Origin of the sequence: Streptomyces sp. NBC_00057, assembly GCF_045041165.1 — a bacterium.
GTDB lineage: Bacteria > Actinomycetota > Actinomycetes > Streptomycetales > Streptomycetaceae > Streptomyces.
Genome location: NZ_CP108256.1, coordinates 3,948,112 through 3,972,297 on the forward strand (window position 1 = coordinate 3,948,112; position 24,186 = coordinate 3,972,297).

Annotated in this window: 29 protein-coding genes and 1 pseudogene; 15 read left to right on the forward strand and 15 right to left on the reverse strand. The window is 70.9% G+C overall.

All coding sequences use genetic code 11. The features are described from left to right. Positions 1–161 precede the first annotated feature (161 nt). A complete protein-coding gene (locus OG953_RS18320; protein WP_405685439.1) occupies positions 162–374 on the forward strand; it encodes a hypothetical protein in 213 nt (70 codons plus the stop codon). A 105-nt stretch (positions 375–479) separates the two neighbouring features. Here OG953_RS18320 and OG953_RS18325 read toward each other — a convergent pair whose 3' ends face one another. Together OG953_RS18325 and OG953_RS18330 are read right to left on the reverse strand one after the other, a co-directional pair. Beyond that, on the reverse strand, positions 480–884 hold the full coding sequence (locus OG953_RS18325) for a PIN domain-containing protein (RefSeq protein ID WP_405685440.1): 405 nt from the start codon (positions 882–884) through the stop codon (positions 480–482). Beyond that, complete coding sequence (locus OG953_RS18330; protein ID WP_266358864.1) at positions 884–1,159, reverse strand: hypothetical protein; 276 nt, start codon at positions 1,157–1,159, stop codon at positions 884–886. Before OG953_RS18330 ends, OG953_RS18325 begins: the two co-directional genes overlap by 1 nt. Before the next feature lie 79 nt (positions 1,160–1,238). Here OG953_RS18330 and OG953_RS18335 point away from each other — a divergent pair, with 79 nt between their 5' ends. Next, positions 1,239–1,517: a hypothetical protein gene (locus OG953_RS18335; protein ID WP_405685441.1), complete on the forward strand. Its 279-nt coding sequence runs from the start codon at positions 1,239–1,241 to the stop codon at positions 1,515–1,517. Beyond that, positions 1,514–1,912 (forward strand): PIN domain-containing protein, encoded by a 399-nt coding sequence (locus OG953_RS18340; RefSeq protein WP_405685442.1) that lies wholly within the window; start codon positions 1,514–1,516, stop codon positions 1,910–1,912. Before OG953_RS18335 ends, OG953_RS18340 begins: the two co-directional genes overlap by 4 nt. A 4-nt stretch (positions 1,913–1,916) precedes the next feature. Here OG953_RS18340 and OG953_RS18345 read toward each other — a convergent pair whose 3' ends face one another. Beyond that, positions 1,917–3,491 (reverse strand): FadD3 family acyl-CoA ligase, encoded by a 1,575-nt coding sequence (locus OG953_RS18345; RefSeq protein WP_405685444.1) that lies wholly within the window; start codon positions 3,489–3,491, stop codon positions 1,917–1,919. Between the two features lie 92 nt (positions 3,492–3,583). Between OG953_RS18345 and OG953_RS18350 the strand changes: the two genes are divergently transcribed. The 3 genes from OG953_RS18350 to OG953_RS18360 are packed head-to-tail and all read left to right on the forward strand — an operon-like array spanning position 3,584 to position 5,958. Further along, positions 3,584–4,732, forward strand: a complete 1,149-nt coding sequence (locus OG953_RS18350) for a lipid-transfer protein (RefSeq protein WP_405691903.1) — start codon at positions 3,584–3,586, stop codon at positions 4,730–4,732. 5 nt (positions 4,733–4,737) lie between these two features. Further along, entirely contained in the window at positions 4,738–5,178 is a 441-nt protein-coding gene (locus tag OG953_RS18355) for a Zn-ribbon domain-containing OB-fold protein (RefSeq protein WP_405685446.1), read from the forward strand. A 6-nt stretch (positions 5,179–5,184) separates the two neighbouring features. Then, positions 5,185–5,958: an enoyl-CoA hydratase/isomerase family protein gene (locus OG953_RS18360; protein WP_405685447.1), complete on the forward strand. Its 774-nt coding sequence runs from the start codon at positions 5,185–5,187 to the stop codon at positions 5,956–5,958. Between the two features lie 2 nt (positions 5,959–5,960). Here the strand turns inward: OG953_RS18360 and OG953_RS18365 are convergent, their stop codons facing one another. Next, positions 5,961–6,515 carry a hypothetical protein gene (locus OG953_RS18365; protein WP_405685449.1) on the reverse strand — a complete coding sequence of 185 codons (555 nt, stop codon included), beginning with the start codon at positions 6,513–6,515 and terminating at the stop codon, positions 5,961–5,963. A gap of 177 nt (positions 6,516–6,692) precedes the next feature. Between OG953_RS18365 and OG953_RS18370 the strand changes: the two genes are divergently transcribed. Then, complete coding sequence (locus OG953_RS18370) at positions 6,693–7,370, forward strand: hypothetical protein (RefSeq protein WP_405691904.1); 678 nt, start codon at positions 6,693–6,695, stop codon at positions 7,368–7,370. Positions 7,371–7,469: 99 nt separating this feature from the next. Here the strand turns inward: OG953_RS18370 and OG953_RS18375 are convergent, their stop codons facing one another. Together OG953_RS18375 and OG953_RS18380 are read right to left on the reverse strand one after the other, a co-directional pair. Beyond that, entirely contained in the window at positions 7,470–9,860 is a 2,391-nt protein-coding gene (locus tag OG953_RS18375; protein WP_405685451.1) for a serine/threonine-protein kinase, read from the reverse strand. Positions 9,861–10,020: 160 nt separating this feature from the next. Further along, positions 10,021–10,821: a VOC family protein gene (locus tag OG953_RS18380; protein WP_405685453.1), complete on the reverse strand. Its 801-nt coding sequence runs from the start codon at positions 10,819–10,821 to the stop codon at positions 10,021–10,023. 361 nt (positions 10,822–11,182) lie between these two features. On the opposite strand from OG953_RS18380, the gene OG953_RS18385 reads away from it, so the two are divergent. Beyond that, positions 11,183–11,830, forward strand: coding sequence for a TetR family transcriptional regulator (locus tag OG953_RS18385; RefSeq protein ID WP_405685454.1), 648 nt, complete (start codon positions 11,183–11,185; stop codon positions 11,828–11,830). 208 nt (positions 11,831–12,038) lie between these two features. Here OG953_RS18385 and OG953_RS18390 read toward each other — a convergent pair whose 3' ends face one another. Beyond that, positions 12,039–12,533 carry a nitroreductase family deazaflavin-dependent oxidoreductase gene (locus tag OG953_RS18390; RefSeq protein WP_405685456.1) on the reverse strand — a complete coding sequence of 165 codons (495 nt, stop codon included), beginning with the start codon at positions 12,531–12,533 and terminating at the stop codon, positions 12,039–12,041. Beyond that, entirely contained in the window at positions 12,533–13,771 is a 1,239-nt protein-coding gene (locus OG953_RS18395) for an acyl-CoA dehydrogenase family protein (RefSeq protein WP_405685457.1), read from the reverse strand. The genes OG953_RS18390 and OG953_RS18395 overlap by 1 nt, the downstream gene beginning before the upstream one ends. 163 nt (positions 13,772–13,934) lie before the next feature. Between OG953_RS18395 and OG953_RS18400 the strand changes: the two genes are divergently transcribed. Further along, positions 13,935–15,104, forward strand: coding sequence for a thiolase C-terminal domain-containing protein (locus OG953_RS18400; protein ID WP_405685459.1), 1,170 nt, complete (start codon positions 13,935–13,937; stop codon positions 15,102–15,104). Positions 15,105–15,126: 22 nt separating this feature from the next. Here the strand turns inward: OG953_RS18400 and OG953_RS18405 are convergent, their stop codons facing one another. Both OG953_RS18405 and OG953_RS18410 read right to left on the reverse strand, forming a co-directional pair. Beyond that, complete coding sequence (locus OG953_RS18405) at positions 15,127–15,531, reverse strand: type II toxin-antitoxin system VapC family toxin (protein ID WP_405685461.1); 405 nt, start codon at positions 15,529–15,531, stop codon at positions 15,127–15,129. After that, on the reverse strand, positions 15,524–15,802 hold the full coding sequence (locus tag OG953_RS18410; protein ID WP_405685462.1) for a type II toxin-antitoxin system Phd/YefM family antitoxin: 279 nt from the start codon (positions 15,800–15,802) through the stop codon (positions 15,524–15,526). The genes OG953_RS18405 and OG953_RS18410 overlap by 8 nt, the downstream gene beginning before the upstream one ends. Before the next feature lie 87 nt (positions 15,803–15,889). On the opposite strand from OG953_RS18410, the gene OG953_RS18415 reads away from it, so the two are divergent. The 4 genes from OG953_RS18415 (at position 15,890) to OG953_RS18430 (ending at position 18,836) form a co-directional block, all read left to right on the forward strand. Further along, a complete protein-coding gene (locus tag OG953_RS18415) occupies positions 15,890–16,570 on the forward strand; it encodes a pyridoxal 5'-phosphate synthase (RefSeq protein WP_405685464.1) in 681 nt (226 codons plus the stop codon). Positions 16,571–16,685: 115 nt separating this feature from the next. Then, positions 16,686–17,597, forward strand: a complete 912-nt coding sequence (gene htpX / locus OG953_RS18420) for a zinc metalloprotease HtpX (protein WP_405685465.1) — start codon at positions 16,686–16,688, stop codon at positions 17,595–17,597. Positions 17,598–17,606: 9 nt separating this feature from the next. After that, positions 17,607–18,191, forward strand: coding sequence for a hypothetical protein (locus tag OG953_RS18425; protein WP_405685467.1), 585 nt, complete (start codon positions 17,607–17,609; stop codon positions 18,189–18,191). A 57-nt stretch (positions 18,192–18,248) separates the two neighbouring features. Next, positions 18,249–18,836, forward strand: a complete 588-nt coding sequence (locus OG953_RS18430; protein ID WP_405685468.1) for a DUF1707 domain-containing protein — start codon at positions 18,249–18,251, stop codon at positions 18,834–18,836. A gap of 61 nt (positions 18,837–18,897) precedes the next feature. Here the strand turns inward: OG953_RS18430 and OG953_RS18435 are convergent, their stop codons facing one another. Together OG953_RS18435 and OG953_RS18440 are read right to left on the reverse strand one after the other, a co-directional pair. Continuing rightward, positions 18,898–19,317: a Zn-ribbon domain-containing OB-fold protein gene (locus tag OG953_RS18435; RefSeq protein WP_405685470.1), complete on the reverse strand. Its 420-nt coding sequence runs from the start codon at positions 19,315–19,317 to the stop codon at positions 18,898–18,900. Beyond that, positions 19,314–19,766, reverse strand: a complete 453-nt coding sequence (locus OG953_RS18440) for a DoxX family protein (protein ID WP_405685472.1) — start codon at positions 19,764–19,766, stop codon at positions 19,314–19,316. Before OG953_RS18440 ends, OG953_RS18435 begins: the two co-directional genes overlap by 4 nt. 169 nt (positions 19,767–19,935) lie before the next feature. On the opposite strand from OG953_RS18440, the gene OG953_RS18445 reads away from it, so the two are divergent. Continuing rightward, positions 19,936–21,123: a flavin-containing monooxygenase gene (locus OG953_RS18445; RefSeq protein WP_405685473.1), complete on the forward strand. Its 1,188-nt coding sequence runs from the start codon at positions 19,936–19,938 to the stop codon at positions 21,121–21,123. 34 nt (positions 21,124–21,157) lie between these two features. On the opposite strand, the gene OG953_RS18450 is transcribed toward OG953_RS18445, so the two are convergent. From OG953_RS18450 to OG953_RS18460, 3 genes and pseudogenes are all read right to left on the reverse strand, one after another. Beyond that, the gene (locus tag OG953_RS18450) at positions 21,158–21,745 is read right to left on the reverse strand and encodes a Uma2 family endonuclease (protein ID WP_405685474.1); all 588 of its coding nucleotides are present in this window, start codon (positions 21,743–21,745) and stop codon (positions 21,158–21,160) included. Positions 21,746–21,794: 49 nt separating this feature from the next. After that, positions 21,795–22,577: a helix-turn-helix domain-containing protein gene (locus OG953_RS18455; RefSeq protein WP_405691906.1), complete on the reverse strand. Its 783-nt coding sequence runs from the start codon at positions 22,575–22,577 to the stop codon at positions 21,795–21,797. Between the two features lie 11 nt (positions 22,578–22,588). Then, positions 22,589–22,969 (reverse strand): annotated as a pseudogene (locus tag OG953_RS18460) (hypothetical protein); the annotation flags it as partial. Between the two features lie 157 nt (positions 22,970–23,126). Between OG953_RS18460 and OG953_RS18465 the strand changes: the two are divergent. Further along, complete coding sequence (locus OG953_RS18465) at positions 23,127–24,116, forward strand: AraC family transcriptional regulator (protein WP_405685475.1); 990 nt, start codon at positions 23,127–23,129, stop codon at positions 24,114–24,116. The last annotated feature ends 70 nt before the right edge of the window (positions 24,117–24,186 follow it).

Consider the following 24,186-nt stretch of genomic DNA (forward strand, 5'->3'; position numbering starts at 1 on the left):
TCTTTAGCCCATCGATCCGTCGCGTCGGGGGGCAGGCGGGTTGCACGGGGGGCCACACCGCTAGGGTGAACGGCCCTGATACGCCCGTCCGGCGGCCCACGGGGGAGTCGCCGGACGGGCATTGCCGATCAAGCAAGCAAGACCTCTGGGAGTTGACAGGCATGAGCGACGCACTGAAGCCCAAGACTGGTGCCGCAACCACGCAGGAGAACCACGCCGGCAGCCCGAGCAGTGGTGACGGCACCGTCAAGCCGCTGGAGAACCACGCGGGCAGCGTGAGCGAAGACGTCACGACTCTGGAGAACCACGCCGGCAGCACGCCGAAGGACCTTCTCAGGACGCTGGAGAACCACGCGGGCTCCGAGAAGGCCTAAAGCCTCACTGGGCGGGGGAGCGGCCGCGGCGGCGCGGAGGGGGAGCCGTCGCGGCCGCTGTATGTCTGCGGAAAGGGGTCCGGCCACGCGGCTCGGGCCCCTCTGTCATACCTCCTGCAATCCCCTGACCTGCACGCCCGCCCCACACAGCTTCCGCATGTCGTCCTCGTCCGAGGTGAACACCGCAACCCGCCCCCGCTGCCGCCCCGCGATCACAGCGAGCGCGGCGTCGATGGCGTACTTGTGGCCGTGCAGGCCGGTGTCCGCCAGCAGCCCGATCGCCTCGTCCGCGACTTCCTTGGTCACGGGCTCGACGACGATCCGGGACATCACCCAGTTCCATTCCGAGCGCCGGATCTTGCTGTGGTACGCCTCGATGAGGGTCATGGAGCTGGTCACGACCCGGACACCTGCCTGATGGGCCTTCGTGAGCGTGGCCGTCATGGCCCGTTCACGACGCACCGCCCTCGACAGGGCCTCGCTGTCCAGCACGAAGCAGAGATCGGTCATCAAGCAGCCGACGCCCCACCGTGCGCACCGGACTCCCGCTCCTCGAACCACCGCTCGATGTCGCGCAGCTCCGACGCCGCGGCCGCCTGCTCCTCCTCGGTGGGCGGCCCGCCTTTCTCCTGCATCCACGCCACCAGTTCCCCCAGCCGGTCATGCTCACGCTGACGCTCTATGGCATGGGTGACATACGCGCTGAACGCCCCCGGGCCCACCTCGCTGCGGATCTCCTCCGCGAGTTCCTCCGGCAGCGTGACCGTGTACTTCTTGGTTGCCATACCTTGCACCATACCCCGCCGCGAGGCCGCGTACAGCCGGGATCTAGCCATATAGCATTCCCAATGCCATAGTGGATACATGGACGAGAACTCCGATTTCCCACCCGGCGACGGCCCCAGCAGCGGGATCTCCGTCACGCTCACCGCCGGGACCCTGCACGCGATCCGCGAGCGGGTCGGCAAGCGAGGTGTCTCCGCGTACCTGGAAATGGCCGCACAACGCCAGATCGAACGCGACAACCTGGACGAGCTCCTCGCCGACTTCGAGAAAGTCAACGGGCCGGCTGATCCGGGCGCCGTGAGCGACAAGCGCACCAAGCTCACGAGCGGCACACCCGAGGCCGGAGCGGCCGCGTGAGCGGCGCGTTGGTGCTCGACAGCGAAGGACTCGCACAGGCCGTTCAACGGGGCCGGGAGGTCCAGGAATGGCTGGAGGCGGCCCGCGACGCGGACCTTGTGGTCATCACCTCGGCCGCCGTGCTCGTCGAGGTGATCCATCCGCGTATCAACCACGCCGCACTCCACTGGACGCTGTCGCGCCTTCGCGTCGAACCGGTCACCCAGACCCTCGCGCACTCAGCCGCTTCCCTGCTCCGGGACGCCGGACTGCACGGTCACAAATACGCGATCGACGCGATGCTCTGTGCAACCGCCCTGGCGCACCCGGGCCGGGTGACGGTCCTGACTTCCGATGCGGAGGACATCGGGCTGCTCACCGCCGGCCACCCCCGGCTGGTGGCGGAGAAGGTCTGACCGGTCAGGAGCCCGCAGACTCCTGCTCCCGCCCCCGCAGCTCCCCCTTCACCACCTTGCCGCTCGCATTGCGCGGCAGCTCGGTCACGAACTCGACCGCTCTCGGGACCTTGTAGTTCGCCATCTCGCGGCGGGACCAGGCGATCAGGTCGTCGGCCGTCACCGTCGCGCCCGGCCTGCGGACCGCGTACGCCTTGCCCACCTCGCCCAGTCGGGGGTCCGGGACGCCGATCACCGCCACGTCGGCCACGTCCGGGTGCAGGCCGAGGAGCTGTTCGATCTCGGCGGGGTACGCGTTGAAGCCGCCGACGATGAACATGTCCTTGATCCGGTCGGTGATCCGGAGGTTGCCGTCCTCGTCGAGGACGCCCACGTCGCCCGTGCGGAGCCAGCCGTCGGCGGTGATCGTGGCGGCCGTGGTCTCCGGGTCCTCGAAGTAGCCCTGCATCACGTTGAACCCGCGGACCAGGACCTCGCCGGGTGTGCCGGGGGCGGCCAGGACGCGGATCTCCGTGTCGTCGATCGCCCGGCCCGACGTCGAGGCGATCGTCTCCACCGGGTCGCCGCGGCGGCACATGGTGACGATGCCGCTCGCCTCGGAGAGGCCGTACGCGGTGAGGACCGTCGCTATGCCGAGCTCCGTGCGCAGGCGTTCCACCAGTCGCAGGGGGACCACCGCCGCACCCGTCACCACCAGGCGGAGGGCGGAGAGGTCGTGGGTGCCCCGGGCCGGGTGGTCCAGGAGGGACTGGTGGAGGGTGGGCGGGCCCGGCAGGACCGAGATGCGTTCGGCGGCGATGTTGGCCAGGGCCGTGTCCACGTTGAACACCGGTTGCGGAACCATCGTCGCGCCCCGCATCAGGCACGCGATGATGCCCGCCTTGTAGCCGAAGGTGTGGAAGAAGGGGTTCACGATCAGATAGCGATCACCCTCACGCAGATCGGCCAGCTCGCTCCAGATCGCGTAGCAGCGCAGGGTCTGGGCGTGGGTGATGACGGCACCCTTGGGCCGGCCCGTGGTGCCCGAGGTGTAGATGATGTCGGAGGGGTCCGAGGGGGCGATCGCGTCGGCGCGGGAGCGTACCGCCGCTCCGGACACCCCCTCCCCCGCCGCCAGGAAGTCCTTCCAGGTGACGTAGTCGTCGGGGGCGCTGTCCGTCAGCACCACCACCCGTTCCAGGTGCGGGAGTTGCACGTCGACCCGGCGCAGGGACGCCACGTACGACGTACCGAGGAAGGTGCCGGTGACGAAGAGCAGCTTCGCCCGGCTGCGTTCCAGGATGTACGCCGCCTCGGTGCCCTTGAAGCGGGTGTTGAGGGGGACGAGAACCGCCCCCGCCGTGACCGCGCCGAGCGCGGAGACGATCCAGTCCAGGGTGTTCGGGGCCCAGATCGCGACCCGGTCCCCCGGCTCCACGCCCGAGGCCATGCACGCGGCGGCGGCCCGTTCGACGCGGTCGCCGAGTTCGGCGTACGAGATCCGGGTCCGGCCCTCGACGACCGCCTCCCGGTCCCCGTACCGCCGCGCCGCCGCCCGTATCAGCTTCGGGATGCTGCCCCATTCCTCGTCGCCGCGCATCGCTCACCCTCCCTGACGCAGTAGCTGACTATCCGTCAGATTAGCTGTAGCCTCAGCCGCTGTCAGCAGTCATGACGGTCTCGGAGGTGGCGGTGGCGGCACTCAAGGACGTGACAGCGATAGCCGGCATAGGGCAGACGGCCTTCGCGAAGCAACTGCCCGAATCCGAGAAGACATTGGCCTGCCGGGCCATCGTCGCGGCGCTCGACGACGCGGGCATCGCCGCCTCGGAGGTGGATGCCTTCGCCTCGTACACGATGGAGGAGACCGACGAGGTCGAGATCGCCAAGGCCATCGGGGCGGGCGATGTCACCTTCTTCAGCAAGGTGGGATACGGAGGCGGGGGCTCGTGCGCGACGATCGCGCATCTCGCCGCCGCCGTGGCGACCGGGCAGGCGAGTGTCGGTGTCGCCTGGAGGTCGCGGAAGCGGGGATCGGGGCCCCGGCCCTGGAGGAACACCGCCGTGCAACTGCCCACCCCCGCCCAGTGGACCCGGCCGTACGGGCTGCTGCGGCCGGCCGACGAGATCGGGATGCTGGCGCGGAGGTACATGCACGAGTACGGGGCGACCCGCGACCATCTCTTCAACGTCGCACTCGCCTGCCGCAACCGCGCCAACCAGAACCCGGACGCGGTGATGTACGAGCGGCCGCTGACCCGCGACATGTATATGACCTCGCGCTGGATCAGCGAGCCGCTCTGCCTCTTCGACAACTGCCTGGAGACCGACGGGGCGCTGGCCTGCGTCATCGTCTCGGCGGAGCGGGCCCGCGACTGCCGGCAGAAACCCGTCTACATCCACTCCGTCGCCCAGGGGCTGCCCGCCCAGCACCACGGCATGGTCAATTACTGGAACGACGACCCGCTCACCGGGCCCGCCTGGACGGCGGCCCGGCAGCTGTGGAAGCAGGCCGACTTCGGCCCGGGCGATGTGGATGTCGCGCAGATCTACGACGCGTTCACCCCACTCATTCCGCTCTCCCTGGAGGGCTACGGCTTCTGCGGGCGCGGCGAGGGCGCGGCGTTCACCGAGGGCGGGGCGCTGGAGAGCGGCGGGCGGCTGCCCATCAACACCGGGGGCGGCGGGCTCAGTGAGGCGTATGTGCATGGCTTCAACCTCATCAACGAGGGCGTGAAGCAGTTGCGCGGCGTCTCCACCGCACAGGTACCGAATGCCGGGACGTGTCTGGTCACCGCCGGTGAGGGCGTGCCCACATCTGCCGTACTGCTGAGGAGTTGACCGGGATGGATGCTCTGCTGCTGCCCGTCGTGGACGAGGACGGCGCACCCTTCTGGGAGTACGCGACCCGCGGCGAACTCCGCGTCCAGGCCTGCGCCGCCCCGGAGTGCGGAAGGCTCCGCTTCCCGCCCCGGCCGTGCTGCCCGCACTGCCAGTCCTTCGAGAGCGAGTGGCGGCCGATGAGCGGTCGCGGCCGCATCTGGTCGTACGTGCTGCCGCATCCGCCGCTGCTGCCCGCGTACGCCGCGCAGGCCCCGTACAACGCCGTCGTGGTCGAGCTGGCCGACGCCCCGGACATCCGGCTGGTCGGGAATGTGGTGAGCGGTCCGGACGCCCCGCTGGACTCGGTCGATCCGGGGCGGCTGCGGATCGGGGCGCCGGTGCGGGTGGTGTTCTGCCCGGCCGGTTCCGGGGTGACCCTGGTGCGTTGGCTGCTGGAGAGGTGATCGGTGATGGCGCTGCGGACGGAGACGGACAAGGAGACCGGGGTCGCTCTCGTCACCCTCGACCGGCCCGAGAAGCTCAATGCGATCGACCTGACGACGGCCGCTGAACTGACCGCCGCCTGGCGGGCGTTCCGATTCGACGACGGGGTGCGAGCCGTAGTCGTCACCGGTGCGGGCGGCCGGGCCTTCTGTACGGGGATCGACCGGGACGTGGAGGTGCCGCAGCCCTCGTCCCCGTACACGATCGACGATCCGCTGATCGCGATCGGGCCGAAGGCGAACGACCTGTGGAAGCCGGTGATCGCGGCTGTGGAGGGGATGGCCTGCGGCGGGGCGTTCTATCTGCTGGGTGAGGCGGAGTTCGTCATCGCGTCCGAGGAGGCGACGTTCTTCGACCCGCACACGACGTACGGCATGGTCAGCGCGTACGAGGCGATCTCCATGGCGCAGCGGATGCCGTTCGGCGAGGTGGCCCGGATGTCCCTGATGGGTGCGGCCGAACGGGTCACGGCCCGCCGGGCGTACGAGACCGGGCTGGTCAGTGAGGTGACGGCACCCGGCGGCGCGGCGGCGGCGGCGCTGCGGGCGGCGGGGGTGATCGCCTCGTACCCGACCCGGGCGGTGCAGGGGACCGTACGGGCGGTGTGGTCCGCGAAGGAGGCGGCCAGGGCGCAGGCCATGGCCCACGCCCCGCACCTGATCGCACTCGGGAACCTGCCGCCGGAGCGGCAGGCCGAGTTGTTCCGGGGGCGGGGCGGCAATGAGTTCCGGATGCGGTGAGGTCAGTAGCTCAGCTCGGCCTCGACCCGGCACTTCTTCACCCGGGAGACCTTGCTCGGGCTGTCCATCCGCACGGAGACGGTCTGGGTCTCGCCGCCCTCGACGTCCACGCTCGCCTCACCGGTGTCGACGGTGTTGCCCTGTGCGTCGAGGAAGGTCACATCGACTTCGTAGGTGTGTGAGCCGACGGCGTTCGCCGTGAGCCGGACGGTGGAGGTGGTGACGGCCTTGCGCTTGCCCTTGCGGGGCTGGGCGCAGCGGAAGACGTACGCCTGGGGCGCGTCCGAAGCGGTGGTGCTCGGGGTCGTCTCGTAGCCGGTACTGCCGGAGGAACTGCTCGACGAGTCGTAGTCGTTGTCGTTGTCGTCGTAGTTGTTGTCGTGATAGCTGCCGTTGCTCTTCTCGGAGTTGGAGCATCCGCCGCCGCTGCTGCTGCTGCTCGACCCCTTGCTCTTGCTCTTGCCGCTTCGGCTGCCGTGGCTGGAGGTCGAGAAGCCGGTGAGTGCGAGTACCACCACGACCAGTACCGCGGAAAGCTTTATGTGCTGCCGCATCATGGATGCAGCCCCCCTTGTGTTGTTGTCTGTAGCTGCTGCCGAATGTGCTGTTGCTGCTGTCGAACGATCGCGCGACACGCTAGCGCAAGGTGCGGGGGGCAGGGGCCGGGCGTAGCGTCGAGGCCGAGAGCGGTGCTGATCCGTGACGCCGGTCCGCGCACACGCAGGAGGCCGATGATGGTCCGCAACGTCCTCGGCTCGGTCCTGGCTCTCGCAGGAGCGGCGGCCGCCGTGCTGAGCCCCTTCCGTGACTGGTACGACGGCCGTCTGGGGCGTCATTACCGGATCGACGAGCTGTTCACGGGTGTCACCGGCAGCCGGCCCGGACCGCTGGGCTCGATCTTCCTGGCCTTTCTCTTCGCCGCCCTGCTGGCGGTGGTCGGCGTGGTGCTGCGGTCGCGTCTGCTGGTGGCGTCCGCGGGTGTGGTGGTGCTCGGGTTCACCGTGCTGTGGATGGTGCGCCAGGGGGAGTCGCTGGGCAGTCTGACGGTCGCGGGCGACGGTTCCGGGCTGCAGTGGGGGGTGGCGAACGCGGTGGGCGGCGGGGTGCTGTTGCTGCTGGGTGCGGTGGTGATGCCGGGGCGGCACGGTGGGCGCCGGCCTGCCCGCGGGGTCCGTGACCAGCCGTATGCGGCGCCCGGCTCGGAGAATCCGGATACGTGGCCGCCCACGCAGGAGCCGGGGCCCTCCGTGCAGACGAGTACGTTGCCGGAGCCCGAGCCGGACCTGTACACGGGGCCCGCTCCGGCGGCACGCCGCGAGGGCCCTCCTCCGGGCCCGGAGGACCAGGACACGGCCCCGCACCCCGTCGTACCGGACGAAGGGTCCGATCCGCGCCGGCCTCCGCCCTCCTGAGGTCCTCGACACCTGGGGTTCCGTCCTCAATCGCCGGACGGGCTCGATGTGGCCGACGCGGTTCGTCGAGCGCGGGGCAGGCTCGGCGTGGCCGATGCTCTACGTCCGGGGGCGGTTGCCCGTGCCCGTTCCCTTCAGCGCGTCCAGCGCGTAGACGCAGCGGTCCTTGCTGCACGCGTACACGACACCGCCCCGCGCCACCGGCGAACCCGTGATCTCGCCGCCCGTCGCCAGCTTCCAGCGGAGTTGGCCGCCCGCCGCGTCCAGGGTGTACAGGACGTGGTCGGCGGAGCCGAAGTGGACCCGGCCGTCGGCGACCACCGGGGCCCCCACCACCTCGCCGCCTGCCGCGAACCGCCACTTCGGGGTGCCGGTGACCGCGTCGAGCGTGTACAGGGCGCTGCCGCTGCCGACATGGACGTGCCCGGCCGTGACCAGGACCGGTTCGATCGACTGACGGGCCTCCGTGGCGATGCGCCAGCGGTCCTTGCCGGTCGAGGCGTCGATCGCGTACACCGTGCCGAGGTAGTCGGCGAGGTACACGCCGCCGCCGGTGACGGCGGGCCCGGGTGCGAACGCGGGCGGGGAGAGGAAGACCGCGGGCGACTCGAAGTGCCAGCGGACATGACCGGACACGGTGTCGACGGCCAGGACCCGGGCCCCCGCGCTGACGTACACGAAACCGTCCGGCGCCGCGGTCACCCGGACCGGCACACCGCCGCAGGAGGCCGCATCGCCGATGGGGTACGACCAGCGTTCGATGCCGGTACGGGCGTCGACGGCGCGCAGCCGGGCGTCCTGCCACAGGTAGACCGTGCCGTCGTGGATCGCGGGCCCGGCCTCCGCCGTCTCGAAGTCGGTCTGTACGCCGCTGGTCTCCCACAGCTTCTCGCCCGTGGACGCCTCCCACGCCTGGACGCCACCGCCCCGGGTGCCGGTGACGACGGTGCCGCGGTCGGCCTTGAGGGAGTACACCCAGGCATCTGTCTGCAGCCGCCACCGCTCGGCGCCGGTCGCCGCGTCCAGGGCGTACAGCGACGGCCCGTCGGAGGCGTGGATACGGCCGCCCTCGACGGCCATCACCCAGGCCACGTCCCGGGTCTTGAACTGGCGCCGCCCGTTGCCGACATCCAGGGCGTGCACCTCGAACGACGTGACGTAGAGGAGGTCCCCGGCGACGACGGGCGTCCCCCAGACGTCGTTGGACATCCGGAACCGCCAGGGCCGCCAGCGGTCCGGGCCCGGGGGCGCGGTCTCGGGCGCGTGCGCGGGCGCGGGCAGGGGGGCCGACGCGGCGGCGGCTGTGCCGTTCACCCCGGTGGGCGGGCGCACCCAGCCGGTCGCTGGGCCGGCGTCCGCGGTGGCCGTGGCGGTGGCCCGTACGTCCTGGGCGCGCGGGCCGGGGCCGATCGGCACCTTCGCACCGGGCAGCCGCACCGGACCGCCCCCGTCGGGCAGCTGCGCGGACGCGGCGGCCGGGGAGCGCAGGTCGGCGCCGCTGCGCCAGGCGGTGCTGTCCCGGTCGGCGCCGGGCGGCTGCTGGGGCGGCGGCGGCACGGGGGCCGGAGCGGGCGCGGGAGCCGCGGTCTTGCGGCCTCCGCCGCGGCGCTGCTCGATCATCGCGGTGGCGGAGGTCGGCAGCCATGCCGAAGCCGTACCGCTGTCGTCGCTGCCGGAGGCGAAGAGGTGCGGAGCGAGCTGGGCCTGCAGATCGGCGGGGGTGGGCCGCAGCCCGGCGTCCATCTGCATGCAGGACTCGATCAGCGGCCGCAGTTCGTCGGGCAGGCCCTCCAGATCGGGGCCCTCGCGCAGCAGCATGAAGACCGTCTCGACGGGGTTGGCGCCGTGGAACGGCGCATGGCCGGTGGCGGCGAAGACCAGCGTCGAGCCGAGCGAGAAGACATCGCTGGCGCCCGTGACGCTGCGCGAGTCCCGCGCCTGCTCGGGCGACATGTAAGCGGGCGTGCCGACGGCGACATTCGTCATGGTCAACCGGGTGTTGGAGACCCCGGACGCGATCCCGAAGTCGATCACCCGCGGGCCGTCCTCGACGACGAGCACGTTCGACGGCTTCATGTCGCGGTGGACGAGCCCCGCACCGTGGATCGACTGGAGCGCCTCGGCGTTACCGGCGGCCAGCCAGCGCACCGCCTGGACCGGCATGGGCCCGCACTCATTCACTATCTCTTCGAGCGACGGGGCGGGCACATAAGCGGTGGCCAGCCACGGCACGGCGGCCCGCGGGTCGGCGTCCACCACCGCGGCCGTGTAGAAACCGCTGACCGCCCGGGCTGCCTCCACCTCGCGCGTGAAGCGGACCCTGAACAGCTGGTCCTCGGCGAGCTCCGCACGTACCGTCTTGATCGCCACCCGCCGGCCCGAAGCCGAGCGGGCGAGATAGACCAGCCCCATGCCACCGGCCCCGAGCCGTCCCAGCACCTCGAACGGGCCGATCCGCCTCGGGTCGTGCTGTGTCAGCTGCTCCACCACTTGCCCTGCCACCTCCCCGTACGGGCCTCAGGAACAGAAGCCCGCGAAAACCCGCCCTGTACGGCGTCTCACCACTGGGCACCACCCGGCGGTGCGCACCCCGATTGTTCCTGGCTGAGGCTCTGGTTGCGAACCCGGGGGCGGACCAGGGTGTCACAGCTCACTCTGCCCTCTTCCCGGACACAGGGGGCTGAAGTACGGCGAACACGGCACCTTGATCGTCCTGGAGGACCGCCATCCTCCCGTACGGGATGTCGAAGGGCGGCGCGGAGATGCGGCCGCCGAGGCGTACGGCGTGTCCGGCGGCGGCATTGCATTCCTCGACGGCGAAGTAGCTGAGGAAGTAGCTGGGCATCTCGGCCGGGAAGGCATCGGTGATGACGCTGCGCCCGCCGACCGCGGTGTCCGGTCCGGGTTCCGTGCCGGCCGGGGACCACATGCGGAAGTCGACGCCCCACTCGCCCGCGCCGGAGGCGTCGAGATCGGTGCCCTGGAAGCCGAAGACCTCCTCGTAGAAGGCGTCGACACGGTCCTTCTGCCGGGTGTGGACCTCGGTCCAGCAGAAGGAACCTGGTTCGTTCTGCTTCTGGAAGCCTTCGCGGTCACCGGCCTGCCAGAGCCCGAAGACCGCTCCGCCGGGGTCGGCCGCCTGGGCGAGCGCTCCGGCCCGGCCCGCCCGGACGGGGTCGGTGATCACCTGACCGCCCGCCTCCCTGATGCGGGCGACGGTCGCGACGATGTCGTCGGTGGCGAAGTAGACGCCCCAGGCGGTCGGCATCCGGCCGTCCTGCTTGGCGGCGAGTGCGGCGACGAGCTTCCCCTCGCTGAGTGCGTCCGCGTACGGGCCGTCGCCGGCCCGGAAGGTCCAGCCGAACAGCTCGCCGTAGAAGCGCTTGCCCGCTTCGAGGTCGGGAAGCTGCACATCCACCCAGCACGGCGCGGATTGCGCGAATGCGGCCATGGGCCCGGGTCCTTCCGTCGCGGTCGGTCGCGGTCGTTCGCGGTTTGTTCGCAGTTGTCCGCGGTCGTTCGCGGCCGTTCGCAGGTTCGTGACAGTGACGCTCGTCACACCAAACGTAACCGCGGGTGGCATGCGCCGCGCCCCGACCGTCTGCATCGAACTCATTTTCGATACAAGAGCGCCCCGCCCACGGCGTCACGGAAAGTTATCCACGGAAGTTATCCACAGGCTGTTGATAAGACTTATCAGCCCCGTGGGGCGCATCCGTCGATATCCGGCCACTCCCCCCACCCCGCCTGCGGTGCTCCCCATTTGCAGTCGGCCGAATCGCGCTCCGATCCCCCCTCGGTAAGCTGACGGCATGACAGGACAAGTGCGCACCGTCGACGGCCGCGTGGCCGGTCGACGCGGACAGGCGACGCGGCAGAAGCTGCTCGACTGCCTCAGCGAGATGCTCAGTTCCTCGCCGTACCGGGACGTCAAAGTCATCGACGTCGCCCGGAAGGCGGGGACTTCACCCGCGACCTTCTACCAATACTTCCCCGACGTCGAGGGCGCCGTCCTCGAAATCGCCGAAGAAATGGCCAAGGAGGGCGCCGGTTTGACCGAACTGGTCGCAGGCCGCTCCTGGGTCGGCAAGGCCGGCCGGCAGACCGCCGAAGAACTCGTCGAGGGATTCCTCGACTTCTGGCGACATCATGACGCGATCCTGCGTGTGGTCGACCTCGGAGCGGCCGAGGGCGACAAGCGGTTCTACAAGATCCGCATGAAGATCCTGAACTCGGTCACCAACTCCCTTACGGATTCGGTGAAGGAGCTCCAGGCCAAGGGCAAGGTCGACAAGGACGTCAGCGCCGCCGCGATGGCGGGCTCGCTTGTCGCGATGCTGGCCGCGGTCGCCTCGCACCAGAAGGGCTTTACGACCTGGGGCGTGAAGCAGGCCGAACTCAAGCCGAATCTCGCACTGTTGGTGCATCTGGGCATCACCGGCAAGAAGCCGACCAAGTAGCGCCGCACCGGGCCCCTTCCCCACTGGGCACCGCGCGGCGATTCCGGGCGCCCCAGGTCCTGTCTCACCGACGGCGGACCACACATGTGGTCCGCCGTCGGTGCACCCGGACCGTTCCACCGATCGCTCCAACGGCCTTTCCCACGCACGGTTTTCGCGCATCACCAAAACCCGCGGTCCCCACGCACCGCTTCCGCGTCCGGCCTCGTCAAGTCGCGGCGTCACTCCGCCGTTCCAGCCTGAAGAGCCGGATCTCCCGCTCTATCCGCGCCTGATACGTCGCATAGGGCGGCCAGAACTTCAGCGCCGTCTGCCACACCGCATCCCGTTCCGCGCCCTGCAGCAGTGTGGCGCGCACCGGAATGTCCCGGCCCCTCCAGTTGACGACGGCCTTGCCGGGACCGGCCAGCAGATTCGCGGTCCAGGCCGGATGCCCCGTACGGCCGAAATTGCTGCCGACCAGGATCCAGCTCTGCTCCGCCCCGTTCTCCGGCATGCAGGCCAGCGGAGTGGTCCTGAGCTGCCCGCTCCTCGCGCCCGGCACCGTCAGGATCAGCCCCGGCAGCATCCGGGCGCTGAGCAGCACCTTGCCGCGCGTGAGCCGGTGCACCGTACGGTCCATGGCGGGGATGACATGCGGGGCGATCCTCGCGAACGTGCGGGTCGAGGACACCTTCTGGATCAGCCGGACGCCGGGCGCCATCAGACCGCCACCTGCTCGACCGATCCCGGGGTGGCGAACGCCGGGGACGCGGACGGCTGCCCGTTCGACGGTGCGAACAGTCCGGCCTGCTGTGCCGCATGGTCGCGGAGCCGGTGGACGGGGCCGAAGAGCAGTTCGTCGGCAGCGGCCCGCTTGAAGTACAGATGTGCCTCGTGTTCCCAGGTGAAGCCGATCCCGCCGTGCAGCTGGACGGCCTCGGCGGTGGTGATCCGCAGCGCCTCCAGGGCCTGGGCGAGCGCGAGGCCCCCGGCCGCCGGGTCCCAGGCCGCGTAGTACGCGGCGGAACGAGCCGCCTGCACCCGTACGTACAGATCCGCGAGGCGGTGCTTCACGGCCTGGAAGGAGCCGATCGCCCGGCCGAACTGTTCGCGCGTCTTCACGTATTCGACGGTCCGCTCCAGTGCGCTCGCCGCCGCCCCCACCGACTGAGCGGCGAGCAGTGCGGCGACCCCGCGTCCTGCCGGGGCGAGCGCGTCGGTGACGTCCACGGTGTCGTCCGCGCCGAGGAGTTCGGCCTCGGTGTCACGGAGTTCGATGCGGGCCAGCGGGCGGGTCTCGTCCAGCGAGGTCCGGCGGGTGCGGACGATTCCGGCCGCCGTGTCCGGGCGGACCAGGAAGAGGAGCGTACGGCTGCGCGGGAAGCCGCCGGTGTGGGCGGCGATCAGGAGAAGTCCCGCGCTGTGCCCGTCGAGGACCTGGGCGGCCTCCCCGTACAGCCGCCAGCCCCCCGCGCCGCCGACCGGCCTGGCCTGCATTCCGCCCGCCCGGCCGCCACCCGCCCAGGCGCCGCCGGTGGGGTCACCGGTGAGGCCGAGTGCCATGGCGAGCGAGCCGCCGGGGACGGCCAGGGTCGCGGTCAGTCCGCCGGCGGCGATGCGCGGCAGCAGGGCGGTGCGCTGGGCCTCGGTACCGAGGGCGGCGATCAGGGGCGCGGCGAGTGCGGCGGTGGCGATCAGGGGCGACGGCAGCAGGGCGCGACCGGTCTCCTCACAGGCGACGGCGAGCTCGGCCAGGCCGCAGCCGACGCCTCCGTACTCCTGAGGGAGGGCGAGCCCGGGCAGCCCGAGGTCCTGGGCGAGCTGTCGCCACAGGGTCTCGTCGTACCCGTCGGCGGTCCGTACGGCACTCCTGACGTCGTCGGGTCCACTGCGTTTGGCCAGCAGTTCGCGCAGGGTGCGGCGGATCTCGTCCTGTTCCGCGGTGAAGGCGGCATCCATCGTCGGGCTCCTTCCCCTCAGGGGCCTTCGGCCTCTGATCTGACGGCCCGTCATGCTAGGGGTGAATCTGCGAGATTCCCAGAGTCGCGCACCGGGAGCGGCCGGGAAGATCCCGCCCCACCGAGCGGTCCGCGCACCCACTATCTGATGTACCGTCAGATTCATGCCTTCTTCCCACCGCAAGGTCGCTGTCGTCGGCATATCCCTCGCCGACTGCGGACGCATCGACGAGGCCACGCCGTACGCACTGCACGCCCAGGCCGCCCGCCGGGCACTGGCCGATTCGGGTCTGGACCGGTCCGTCGTCGACGGTTTCGCCTCCGCCGGACTCGGCACGCTCGCCCCGGTCGAGGTCGCCGAGTATCTGGGGCTGAAACCCACCTGGGTGGACTCCACCGCGGTCGGCGGCTCGACCTGGGAGGTGATGGCGGCCCATGCGGCGGACGCCATCGCGGCGGGTCACGCCAATGCCGTTCTGCTGGTGTACGGGTCGACGGCGCGCGCGGACATCAAGGCGGGTCGCCGGACGTCCAATCTCTCCTTCGGGGCGCGCGGCCCGCTCCAGTTCGAGGTGCCGTACGGGCACTCGCTGATCGCCAAGTACGCGATGGCCGCCCGCCGCCATATGCACGAGTACGGGACGACGCCGGAGCAGCTCGCCGAGGTGGCGGTCCAGGCACGGGCGAACGCGGCGGCCAACCCGGACGCGATGTTCCGTGAGCCGATAACGGTGGACGACGTGATGTCGGGGCCGGTGATCGCGGACCCGTTCACCAAGCTGCACTGCTGCATCCGCAGCGACGGCGGCTGCGCGGTGCTGCTGGCCGCCGAGGAGTACGTACCGGACACGGCGAAGGAACCGGTGTGGATCCTCGGTACGGGTGAGCACGTCTCGCACTCCACCATGTCCGAGTGGGACGATTTCACGGTCTCCCCCGCGGCGGTCTCGGGCCGCCTGGCGTTCGAACGGGCGGGGGTGCGGCCCGCGGACATCGATCTCGCCGAGATCTATGACGCGTTCACCTATATGACGCTGGTGACGCTGGAGGACCTGGGTTTCTGCGCGAAGGGGGAGGGCGGCGCGTTCGTGGAGAAGGGCCGGACCGGCCTGACGGGCGAGCTGCCGGTCAACACGGACGGGGGCGGCCTGTCCGCCTGCCACCCCGGGATGCGCGGACTGTTCCTGCTGGTCGAGGCAGTACGGCAGCTGCGCGGCGAGGCGGGCGAGCGCCAGGTGCGCAGGGCGGGCGGACGGCTGCCTGAGCTGGCGGTGGCATCGGGGACGGGCGGCTGGTTCTGCTCGTCGGGGACGGTGGTGCTGGGGCGGGGGTGAGGGTTCGGGCGGGGGCTGCCGGTCACACCGCGACGACCGTGAGCGCCCCCTCCAGTCCCTTGAAGTCTTCCGCGTTGCGCGTGAAAAGCGGCAGCCCCCTGACCGAGGCGATGGACGCGATCATCAGGTCCATGCGCCGAGGTCGGGAATCACGCCGGGCAGCGACCACCAGAGCCACCAGGCTCCCGTAGCGGGCGGCGGCTTCCCCGTCGAAGGGAAGCGGTTCGAAGTCGGCTACGGCGGCGCCGAGCTTCTCCATCCGGGCCACCCGCACGCCGGGGTCCTCGGCCATCGCCACGCCCTGCTGAAGCTCGGCCATCGTCACGGCGGTGAGCGCCGGGAGGACGGGCAGGTCCTCGGCTCGCAGCAGATCGAGGTCGATATATGTGCAGGTGTCGAGCACCCCCACGTCATGCCGCTCAGCCACGCTCGCGCTCCCACGGGTCGTCGTCCCCGACCCGGTCCTCGGCCCCGAAGAACGCATCGGCCTCGCGCCGCATCAGCGCACCGTCCACACGGGGAAGCCGACGGTGCCTGGCCACCAGCTCCTCCGCACTCAACTGCCGCTTCCGGGTGAGCGGCCGCAGCTCCGCGACCTCTATTCCGTTGCGGGTGATGTGAAAGACCTCGCCCGCCTCCACGGCGTTCATGACTTCTGCGGAGTTGTTCCGGAACTCCCGCTGCGTGATGGTCTTCATTCCACGAGCGTAGCTCGCCGTGTCTCCCTGCGCTACGGTGACTCTCCCGACACCCCGCACGCTGGTGCCATGCGCTGCAATGGGGCCATGAGCGACGCACAGAAGACCGACGCACAGCAGAGTTTCCTGGACCTGCTCCACGCCCAGCGCGTGTGGGACGTGGACCTTCCCACCTTCGACCCGGACGCCGCGCCCTCCGCCCCGCTCCCCCTCTTCCACGCCTGGTTCGCCGAGGCCGTGGCCGCCGGGCAGGCCGAGCCGCACACGATGTCGCTGGCCACCGTCGACGCCGGGGGCCGGCCCGATGTGCGGACGCTGATGCTGCACGACGCGGACGAGCGCGGCTGGCACTTCGCCACGCACCGCACCAGCGCGAAGGGCCGCCAGCTCGCCGTCCACCCGCATGCCGCGCTCGGCTTCTACTGGCCAATGCAGGGGCGGCAGGTACGGGTGCGGGGACCGGTCACCGAGACGAGCCGGGCGGAGAGCCTGGCCGATCTGCACGCCCGCTCGACCGGGGCGCTCGCATCGGCGCTGACCGGGTCGCAGAGCGAGGTGCTGGAGTCGCAGGAGGAACTGGCCCGGACCGCCGACGCCGCCTGGGAACGGGCGTCGGCGGAGCCGGACGCGGAGGTGGCCAGCTGGACGCGGTACGTGGTCGAGCCCCGGGAGGTCGAGTTCTTCCAGGGCGACGCGGGGCGCCGACACGTACGGCTGCGCTACCGCCGGGACGGTGCGCACTGGACGCGGGAACTGCTCTGGCCGTAGGGACAGTGCCCGCGGGCCGCCCGGCCCTGGAGACGGGGCACTCGAGAGCCGCAGATTTATTCGGATTCAACCGTAAAGGGGCACTATGGGAGACAGATGAGGACTGGAGGCACCGATGAGCCGAACCCATTCCCGTTACGCCGCCGACCGCGGGCTGACCACGCGCATGGTGACCACCATGTTCCTGATCGGTCTGCTGTACGTCGTGCTGGTCGGCGTGCTGCTCGCGGTGCTGCGCGGCGCCTGGCCGATCATTCTGATCTTCGCCGGCGGCCTCTTCATCGCCCAGTTCTGGTTCAGCGACCGCATCGCGGCCTTCAGCATGGGCGCCCGGGAGGTCACCCCCGAGCAGGCGCCGGAGCTGCACGGCACCGTCGACCGGATCTGCGCCCTGGCCGACATGCCCAAGCCCCGGGTGGCGATCGCCCAGAGCGACGTGCCGAACGCCTTCGCCACCGGCCGGAACGAGAAGACCGCCCTCGTATGCGCCACCACCGGACTGCTGCGCAGACTGGAGCCGGAGGAGCTGGAGGGCGTACTCGCGCACGAGATGTCGCACGTCGCGCACCGCGATGTCGCCGTCATGACGATCGCCTCGTTCCTCGGTGTGCTCGCCGGCATCGTCACCCGCGTCGCCCTGTGGGGCGGCCTCTCCCGCAACAGCAGGGCCAATGACCCCGTCGGTATCGCGGTCATGCTGATCCCGCTGGTCAGCGCCGTCGTGTACTGCCTCAGCTTCCTGCTCACCCGGCTGCTCTCGCGCTACCGCGAACTCTCCGCCGACCGCACCGCCGCCCTCCTCACCGGCCGCCCCTCGGCGCTTGCCTCGGCGCTCACCAAGGTGACCGGGCAGATGGCCCGCATCCCGACCGAGGACCTGCGGAAGGCAGAGCCGTACAACGCCTTCTACTTCGTCCCCGCGTTCTCCTCCAAGGAGAGCCTGAGCCGGCTGCTCTCCTCCCACCCGACCCTCGAACAGCGCCTGGACCAGCTGGCGCGCATCTCCGCCGACCTCGCCCGCCCGTAAGGAACGTTCATGGGTCTTCTCGACACCATCCTGGGCCGCAGCAAACCGGTCCGCCCCGACCTCGACCAGCTCTTCGCCGTGCCCTCCGCCGCCCTCACCCTCCAGGCCGGCGCCGGGTTCGCCCCCACCGGCCTCGGTTCGGTCTGCTTCGCGGGCGTCGAGGGCGGCACCTTCGCCCGCATCCAGCAGGACGTGCGCGAACTGCTCGACGCCGACACCGACCGGGGCGGCATTCCGGTGGAGGTCAGCCAGGACACGTACGGCTACACCTGGTTGCTCGCCCGACAGCCGGCCGAGGACACGGCCGCCCTGGTCAACGACCTGCACGCGGTGAACACCCTGCTCCAGGACGGCGGCTTCGGGCCGCAGCTGCTCTGCTCCCTGATCGGTTTCCGGGACGCGCGGGACCGCCCGTTGGCCCTGGTCTACCTCTACAAGCGCGGCACGTTCTATCCGTTCGCGCCGGTGCCGGGCGGCGCCGAGAAGCGTGACAACCAGCTGGAGTTGCAGGTCCGGGCGGTACTCGGGGACGACCTCCGGATGGAGAAGGATCTGGCCCGGTGGTTCCCGGTGTGGGGGGCGCCGGGGCTGTGACGCGGGGAGGTCGATGACAGGGGGCCCGGCACCGCACCCGCCCGTATCATCGCTTCCATGACTGCTGAGCCCTCCCGTTCCGCCGACCGTATGCGCGCTTCGGATGCCGATCGCGAGTCGGTGGTCGAGCAGTTGCGGGAGGCGGCGGCCGAGGGCCGCATCGACATGGACGAGCTGGACACCCGGCTCGGGCAGGCACTGTCCGCCAAGACCTACGCCGAACTCGCGCCCCTCACCGAGGACCTGGTCCCCATCGAGGTGGCCATGGGCGAGCCGCTGGTCCTCAAGGGCGGCATGCACGGCGTGACGCGCTCGGGCGTCTGGAAGGTGCCCCCGGTGATACGCGCCCAGGGCGGCATCGGCGGCGTCAGGATCGACTTCACCCGCGCCGAGTGCCGACTGCGCGAGATCGAACTGGAAGTGCGCGGAGAGATGGGCGGGGTGAAGATCGTGATCCCGCAGGGCTGGACCGTACACACCGACAGCCTGGACCACGGACTCGGCGGCCTGAAGGCCAGGACCACGGACGAGAGGAAGCCCGGCGCCCCGCTCCTCCGGCTGACGGGCTCCTGCGGCATGGGCGGTGTGGTCGTCCGCCACCCGAACTTCCGCGAACGCCGCAAGCTGCGCAGCATCGAGCCCTGATCCGCGCTGAGCCGCACTGAGCCGCGCTGAGGCACATGCACATGCACTCCATGCGTGGACCTCAACGGTCTCCGGGTTGGAAGACCGGCACGGCCTCTTCCCCCTCCTCCCGCCGGAAGGCCACCCGCAGCGCCATGCCGATGGCGAGGCCGGACTCCTCACATCCCACGATCTCCGTCATCATCCGCGGCCCCTCGGCCAGGTCGACCACGGCCGCGACGTACGGGACGCGGGCACCGAACGGCGGCAAGTCGTTGCGGTGGACGACGGACCAGGTGTAGACCGTTGCGTGTCCGCTCGCCCGTTCCCAGGTGACGTCCTCGCTCCAGCAGTGCGGGCAGAACTCGCGGGGGTAGTGGTGGGCGCGCCCGCAGGCGCGACAGCGGCGCAGCAGCAACTGCCCCTGGGCGGCGGCGTCCCAGTAGGGGCGGGTGAAGGCGTCGGGCTCGGGGAGGTCGAAACGTATGGCGGCCGTGGTCACAGGAAAAGTCCGATCGCGTCGTCGAGGGACCAGGTCTGCCAGGACATCGCGAACAGCGCGACGAGCGAGATGAGCGCCATCATCGCGTTCTGCCCCTGCTCGGCCCAGTCGTGGATCATCAGCACGAGGTAGAGAAGGTTGAGGAGGAGTCCGGCGACGAGCGCGACAGGGGTGAGGAATCCGGCGATCAGGCCTAGGCCCAGGGCGAGTTCGGCGTACACGACGAGGTAGGCCATGGCCTTGGGGCGCGGGGCGACGATCCGCTGGAATCCGGTGCGCACGGCCGTCCACCGGTGCTTGCCCGCCACGTCCGCGGCCCAGGCGATGCCCGTACCGCGCTCGAACCAGCCCTTCTTGTCCTTGTGCCGCCAGCTCTCCAGCCACCACAGGCCGAGGCCTATCCGGAGGACGGCGAGCCACTCGGCGCCGCCGAGCCAGATCGTCTGCATGGGGCCTCCCGCTCACTGAATCTGACGGTACGTCAGTTCACCTGATGGAGACGGCTTGCGCAAGGGGCGTGCAGGAGGCGCGCAAGGGCCACACACCCGTGATCGATTCGCAACCGATTCCGGTCTTGGCCGAGACCCATCAAGTAAGTGCGCGATTACGCTCCGAACCATGCCCGACAGAGCACCTACCGCCGGTAGCCCCACCCCGGCCCCCACCGACCTCACCGAGGACCGGCCCGTGTACGTGATCGGCGGCGGCCCGGGAGGTCTCGCCACCGCGGCGGCCCTGCGCGAGCGAGGGGTACGGGCCGTCGTGCTGGAGAAGTCCGGGAACGTGGGGGCCTCCTGGCGCCGCCACTACGACCGGCTGCACCTCCACACGACCCGGCGCTGGTCCGCGCTGCCGGGACTCGCGATGCCGCGCCGGTTCGGACGCTGGGTGGGTAGGGACGATGTGGTGCGCTATCTGGAGAAGTACGTCGAGCACCACGAGCTGGAAGTGGTGACGGGCGTCGAGGTGACCCGTGTCGACCGGGCGGCGGACGGCACCGGCTGGCAGCTGACCGCAAGCGGCGGCCGGGTGCTGACCGGCCGGGCCGTCGTCGTCGCCACCGGCTACAACCACACGCCGCGCATCCCCGACTGGTCCGGCCGCGACACCTTCACCGGCGATCTGGTGCACGCCTCCGACTACCGCGATCCCGCCCCGTACGCGGGAAGGGACGTCCTCGTCGTCGGCATCGGCAACACGGGGGCGGAGATCGCCGTGGACCTGCTGGAGGGCGGGGCGTCCCGGGTGCGGATCGCCGTGCGCACCGTGCCGCACATCGTGCGCCGCTCGACCGCGGGCTGGCCCGCCCAGGCAACCGGCATCCTGGTACGCAGGCTGCCGGTCCGGCTCGTCGACAGAGCCGGGCGCCTGATGGCCAGGATCGCCGTCCCCGACCTCGCCGCGCAAGGTCTCCCGCGCCCGGACACCGGCCTGTACTCACGGGTCAAGGACGGCGCCATTCCGGTGCAGGACGTGGGGCTGATCGACGCGGTGAAGAGCGGCCGGGTGGTGCCGGTGGCAGCCGTCGAGTCGTTCGACAAGGACGTGGTGGTGCTGGCCGACGGGGACCGGATCACCCCGGACGCGGTGATCGCGGCGACCGGCTACCGGCGGGCCCTGGAGAGGCTGGTCGGCCACCTCGGCGTACTGGACGCACGGGGCCGGCCGGTGGTGCACGGCGGCCGCACGCCCAAGCAGGCGCCCGGCCTGTACTTCGCCGGGTTCACCAACCCGATCAGCGGCATGTTCCGCGAAATGGCCCTGGACGCACGGAAGATCGCCAAGAGGCTGGCGCACAACGGCTGACTGTTCGGGGCCGGGCGGGGCCTCCGCGCGGGCGTCAGGCGTAACGCGGGAGCGCGTCGGTCGAGATCGTCCACTCGCCGATGGTGACGTCCTCGCCGTACACGAAGTCTTTGCGGATCGCGTATCGCGGACCTTCCGGCGTCGGGTGGATTTCGGAGAGGACGGCGCCGGTACCCGTGCGGGGATCGAAGATCGCGTAGACGGGGATGCCGAGCAGGGGGTAATCCCGCATTTTGCTCACCCAGTCGTTGTCCGGGTTGGACCGTGAGACGACTTCGATGGCGGCGATGAGCGTACGGGGGTCGAAGGAGCCCTCCCCTTCCATGTCATCCACGGCGATCACCATTACGTCGGGGTGTCGCATGATGCCCTCGGCCTCCGCCTCGACATCCGGGGTTCCCGTATGGGCCAGGATCTCGTCCGGCATCAGCTTCTCCAGGCGGCGGCTCACCTGGGCTGCGGTCAGCTCGTGAGGACGCCCCGGGGCCATCATGTCGTGCACGATCCCTTCTTTGGTGATCTCCAGCTTGCCGGGAACGCTGTCCCGCATCTGTTCGACGATGTCGCGCATGGCCTGGTAGCGGAACGAGTCCCGCTGCGCGTCGTCCGGGGCGATGGCCATGGCGTGCGCTCCTCGTCTGTGCCCGGGGGCAAGGGTCGTCACGTTCATGCTATGCGGCCTCCATCAGATCGGATCGGCAGTCGCGGCAGTGACCTGGCTCCGGTGCCCGGAAGGCGCGGTCGCAGCCGTCGCAGTTCTGGAGCGGCTCCGGACGCGGCACGGCTTCCCGGGCCGGAGCGGCGGGGAGCGGTGGTGGCAGGAGAGCAGCGAGGCGGTGGGCGAGGAGGCCCGCCGGGTGTGTCAGCGGCTCGGGCAGGTCGGCGACGAGGGTGCGGCGTACGGCGTCGGGGCGGGCGTCGCGTTCGAGCCAGGTGGCGACGGCGGGGGCCAGTCGGCGGACATCGTCCTCGGTCAGCAACAGTCGGGGTTCGTGGCGACGCAGGCCCGCGAGGAGATCGGTGGCCGCGCGGTGACGGTCGAGGTCGGGGACCTGCGGCTGGGAAAGCGGCGGACGCGGTACGGGTGTGGGGGCGTTCTCCGAATCCGGCGGGGGCACGGGGGCCTTCTCCGGTGCGGGTCCAGGGGCCGGTGCGGGCGTCGGGGCCGGAGGCTCAGGGACCGGACGGACGGGCCTGGGCCGAGGCTCGGCCGCTGCAGCGGGGCTCGCATCGGTGGTGGGCTGGTTGCAGGAGACCGTGCGGGTGACGACCCGGCCGCTGGGGAGGCGCTCGCGGGTGCGCTTCAGGTAACCGTGGGCCTCCGGTTCGCGCAGGGCGGCGGCGATCCGGGCCTCGCTCTCCGGGAAACGGTCGGCGAGGAACCTGATGCCGATCCTGACCCCGTCGGGCAGCGACTGGATGTGCGCGGCGAGGCCGATCGCGGTGAGGGACAGCTCACCGTGCTGGGGCCGACATTGGAGATGTGCCCGTCCAGCTCGACCTTGTTGAGCGCCATCAGCGTGGCCGCCTCGCGCAGCATGCGCAGATGGTCGGCGGTGATCTGCGGCAGACCGAGGGCGGCCAGGTGCTCCTCGCGGAAGAGGTACGAGTACACGCCGTACGCCGTCGCCAGCACGCAGGCGGCATCCGACGTGGACTCGCCGTGGTTCTTGATGAAGTCGAGCGCGAGCTGCTCGACCGCGCTCTCGGTCGTCTCGTCCACGTCGAGGAGCTGGGCCTTCACCAGCTCCCAGTCGGCGACGAGCCAGGTGTTGGACTCGAAGCGGAAGAAGTACTCGGCCGGGTCGATGGTGATGCGCCGGCCGTCCACCTGGATGCCGGGCAGGCGGCTCCAGCGCGCCTTCCACCGCTGACGTCCGCGTCTCGTCGCCCGCCGTCGGCGTCGGTGTCACAGGCGCGTGCGAGGGTGCGTACGTGATCAAAGAGCAGCGCGGCGATCTCTCTCCGGCCGGTCCGCCGCCCCGTGTGCGTACCGTTGGCGCATGGACGTGTTCGACGAGTTGTTGCGTGGTGTGCGGGGGAAGGGGGCGCTCTTCGGCCGCTCGGTGCTGTGGCCGCCGTGGTCGCTGAGGTTCACGGACGGCGCGTATCTGACCCTGTGCGTGCCGCTGCGCGGCGAGGGCTGGATCGTCCCGGAGGGCGGGAGCGGAGAAGGCGTCGACGAGGGCAGCGACAACGGTGATCGCGCCGCGCGCCGGGTGCGGGTCGGCGAGGCGGCGATCGTACGGGGGCCGGCCCCGTTCGTCTTCACCGACGACCCGGCCACGGGTACGGGCCCGGGTGCGTCCGTACGAGAGGTGCGCTGGGACGCCGGACCGGGTACCGACCCGGCACCGCCGGACGAACTCAGCGGCCCCACCGTACTGCTGGCCGCCGCCTACGACGTGCACGCCGAGGTTCCGCGACGGCTGCTCAGGGTCCTTCCTCCGGTGCTCGTCGTACCGGACGAAGAGGACTGTTCGCCGCTGCGCGACTATCTGGAGGCTCAGATCGGCAGGACGCGGCCGGGCCGGCAGATCGTGCTGGACCGGCTGCTGGACTGGCTGCTGGTGTGCACGCTGCGCGACTGGTTCGACCGCCCGGAGGCGGCCCCGCCCATGTGGTATCGCGCGCTCGGCGACGAGGTGGCGGGCCCGGCGCTGCGTGCCCTGCACGAGGAGCCGGCGCGTCCGTGGACGACGGCGGAGCTGGCCGCGCGGGCCGGGGTCTCGCGCACCACGTTCGCCAAACGGTTCACCGAACTGGTCGGCGAGGGCCCGGTGGCGTATCTGACGGAATGGCGCATGACGCTCGCCGCCGATCTGCTGAGCCGCCAGGAACTGACGGTGGCGGCGGTGGCCCGCCGGGTGGGGTACGCCGACGCGTTCGGCTTCAGCGCGGCGTTCAAACGGGTCCGGGGCGTCAACCCGAGCGCGTACCGCCGCGAGCCCACGGTACGGGGCGAGCTGGACCGGGAGGCCCCGGCAGGTTGACGCCCCGCCCCTTTTCCTCTTCCCCGGATCCCCGGGCCCCGGATCCCCGGATCCCCGGATCCCCGGGCCC

Bases quoted from the DNA above. Each gene is read 5' to 3' on its own strand.
- OG953_RS18380 (WP_405685453.1), bottom strand. From the start codon at position 10,821: ATGGCCGCATTCGCGCAATCCGCGCCGTGCTGGGTGGATGTGCAGCTT.
- OG953_RS18360 (WP_405685447.1), top strand. From the start codon at position 5,185: ATGGCGCTGCGGACGGAGACGGACAAGGAGACCGGGGTCGCTCTCGTC.
- OG953_RS18370 (WP_405691904.1), top strand. From the start codon at position 6,693: ATGGTCCGCAACGTCCTCGGCTCGGTCCTGGCTCTCGCAGGAGCGGCG.
- OG953_RS18465 (WP_405685475.1), top strand. From the start codon at position 23,127: ATGGACGTGTTCGACGAGTTGTTGCGTGGTGTGCGGGGGAAGGGGGCG.
- htpX (WP_405685465.1), top strand. From the start codon at position 16,686: ATGAGCCGAACCCATTCCCGTTACGCCGCCGACCGCGGGCTGACCACG.
- OG953_RS18440 (WP_405685472.1), bottom strand. From the start codon at position 19,766: ATGCAGACGATCTGGCTCGGCGGCGCCGAGTGGCTCGCCGTCCTCCGG.
- OG953_RS18320 (WP_405685439.1), top strand. From the start codon at position 162: ATGAGCGACGCACTGAAGCCCAAGACTGGTGCCGCAACCACGCAGGAG.
- OG953_RS18395 (WP_405685457.1), bottom strand. From the start codon at position 13,771: ATGGATGCCGCCTTCACCGCGGAACAGGACGAGATCCGCCGCACCCTG.
- OG953_RS18330 (WP_266358864.1), bottom strand. From the start codon at position 1,159: ATGGCAACCAAGAAGTACACGGTCACGCTGCCGGAGGAACTCGCGGAG.
- OG953_RS18345 (WP_405685444.1), bottom strand. From the start codon at position 3,491: ATGCGCGGCGACGAGGAATGGGGCAGCATCCCGAAGCTGATACGGGCG.
- OG953_RS18430 (WP_405685468.1), top strand. From the start codon at position 18,249: ATGACTGCTGAGCCCTCCCGTTCCGCCGACCGTATGCGCGCTTCGGAT.
- OG953_RS18400 (WP_405685459.1), top strand. From the start codon at position 13,935: ATGCCTTCTTCCCACCGCAAGGTCGCTGTCGTCGGCATATCCCTCGCC.
- OG953_RS18415 (WP_405685464.1), top strand. From the start codon at position 15,890: ATGAGCGACGCACAGAAGACCGACGCACAGCAGAGTTTCCTGGACCTG.
- OG953_RS18390 (WP_405685456.1), bottom strand. From the start codon at position 12,533: ATGGCGCCCGGCGTCCGGCTGATCCAGAAGGTGTCCTCGACCCGCACG.
- OG953_RS18355 (WP_405685446.1), top strand. From the start codon at position 4,738: ATGGATGCTCTGCTGCTGCCCGTCGTGGACGAGGACGGCGCACCCTTC.
- OG953_RS18450 (WP_405685474.1), bottom strand. From the start codon at position 21,745: ATGGCCATCGCCCCGGACGACGCGCAGCGGGACTCGTTCCGCTACCAG.
- OG953_RS18335 (WP_405685441.1), top strand. From the start codon at position 1,239: ATGGACGAGAACTCCGATTTCCCACCCGGCGACGGCCCCAGCAGCGGG.
- OG953_RS18325 (WP_405685440.1), bottom strand. From the start codon at position 884: ATGACCGATCTCTGCTTCGTGCTGGACAGCGAGGCCCTGTCGAGGGCG.
- OG953_RS18385 (WP_405685454.1), top strand. From the start codon at position 11,183: ATGACAGGACAAGTGCGCACCGTCGACGGCCGCGTGGCCGGTCGACGC.
- OG953_RS18410 (WP_405685462.1), bottom strand. From the start codon at position 15,802: ATGAAGACCATCACGCAGCGGGAGTTCCGGAACAACTCCGCAGAAGTC.
- OG953_RS18445 (WP_405685473.1), top strand. From the start codon at position 19,936: ATGCCCGACAGAGCACCTACCGCCGGTAGCCCCACCCCGGCCCCCACC.
- OG953_RS18365 (WP_405685449.1), bottom strand. From the start codon at position 6,515: ATGATGCGGCAGCACATAAAGCTTTCCGCGGTACTGGTCGTGGTGGTA.
- OG953_RS18425 (WP_405685467.1), top strand. From the start codon at position 17,607: ATGGGTCTTCTCGACACCATCCTGGGCCGCAGCAAACCGGTCCGCCCC.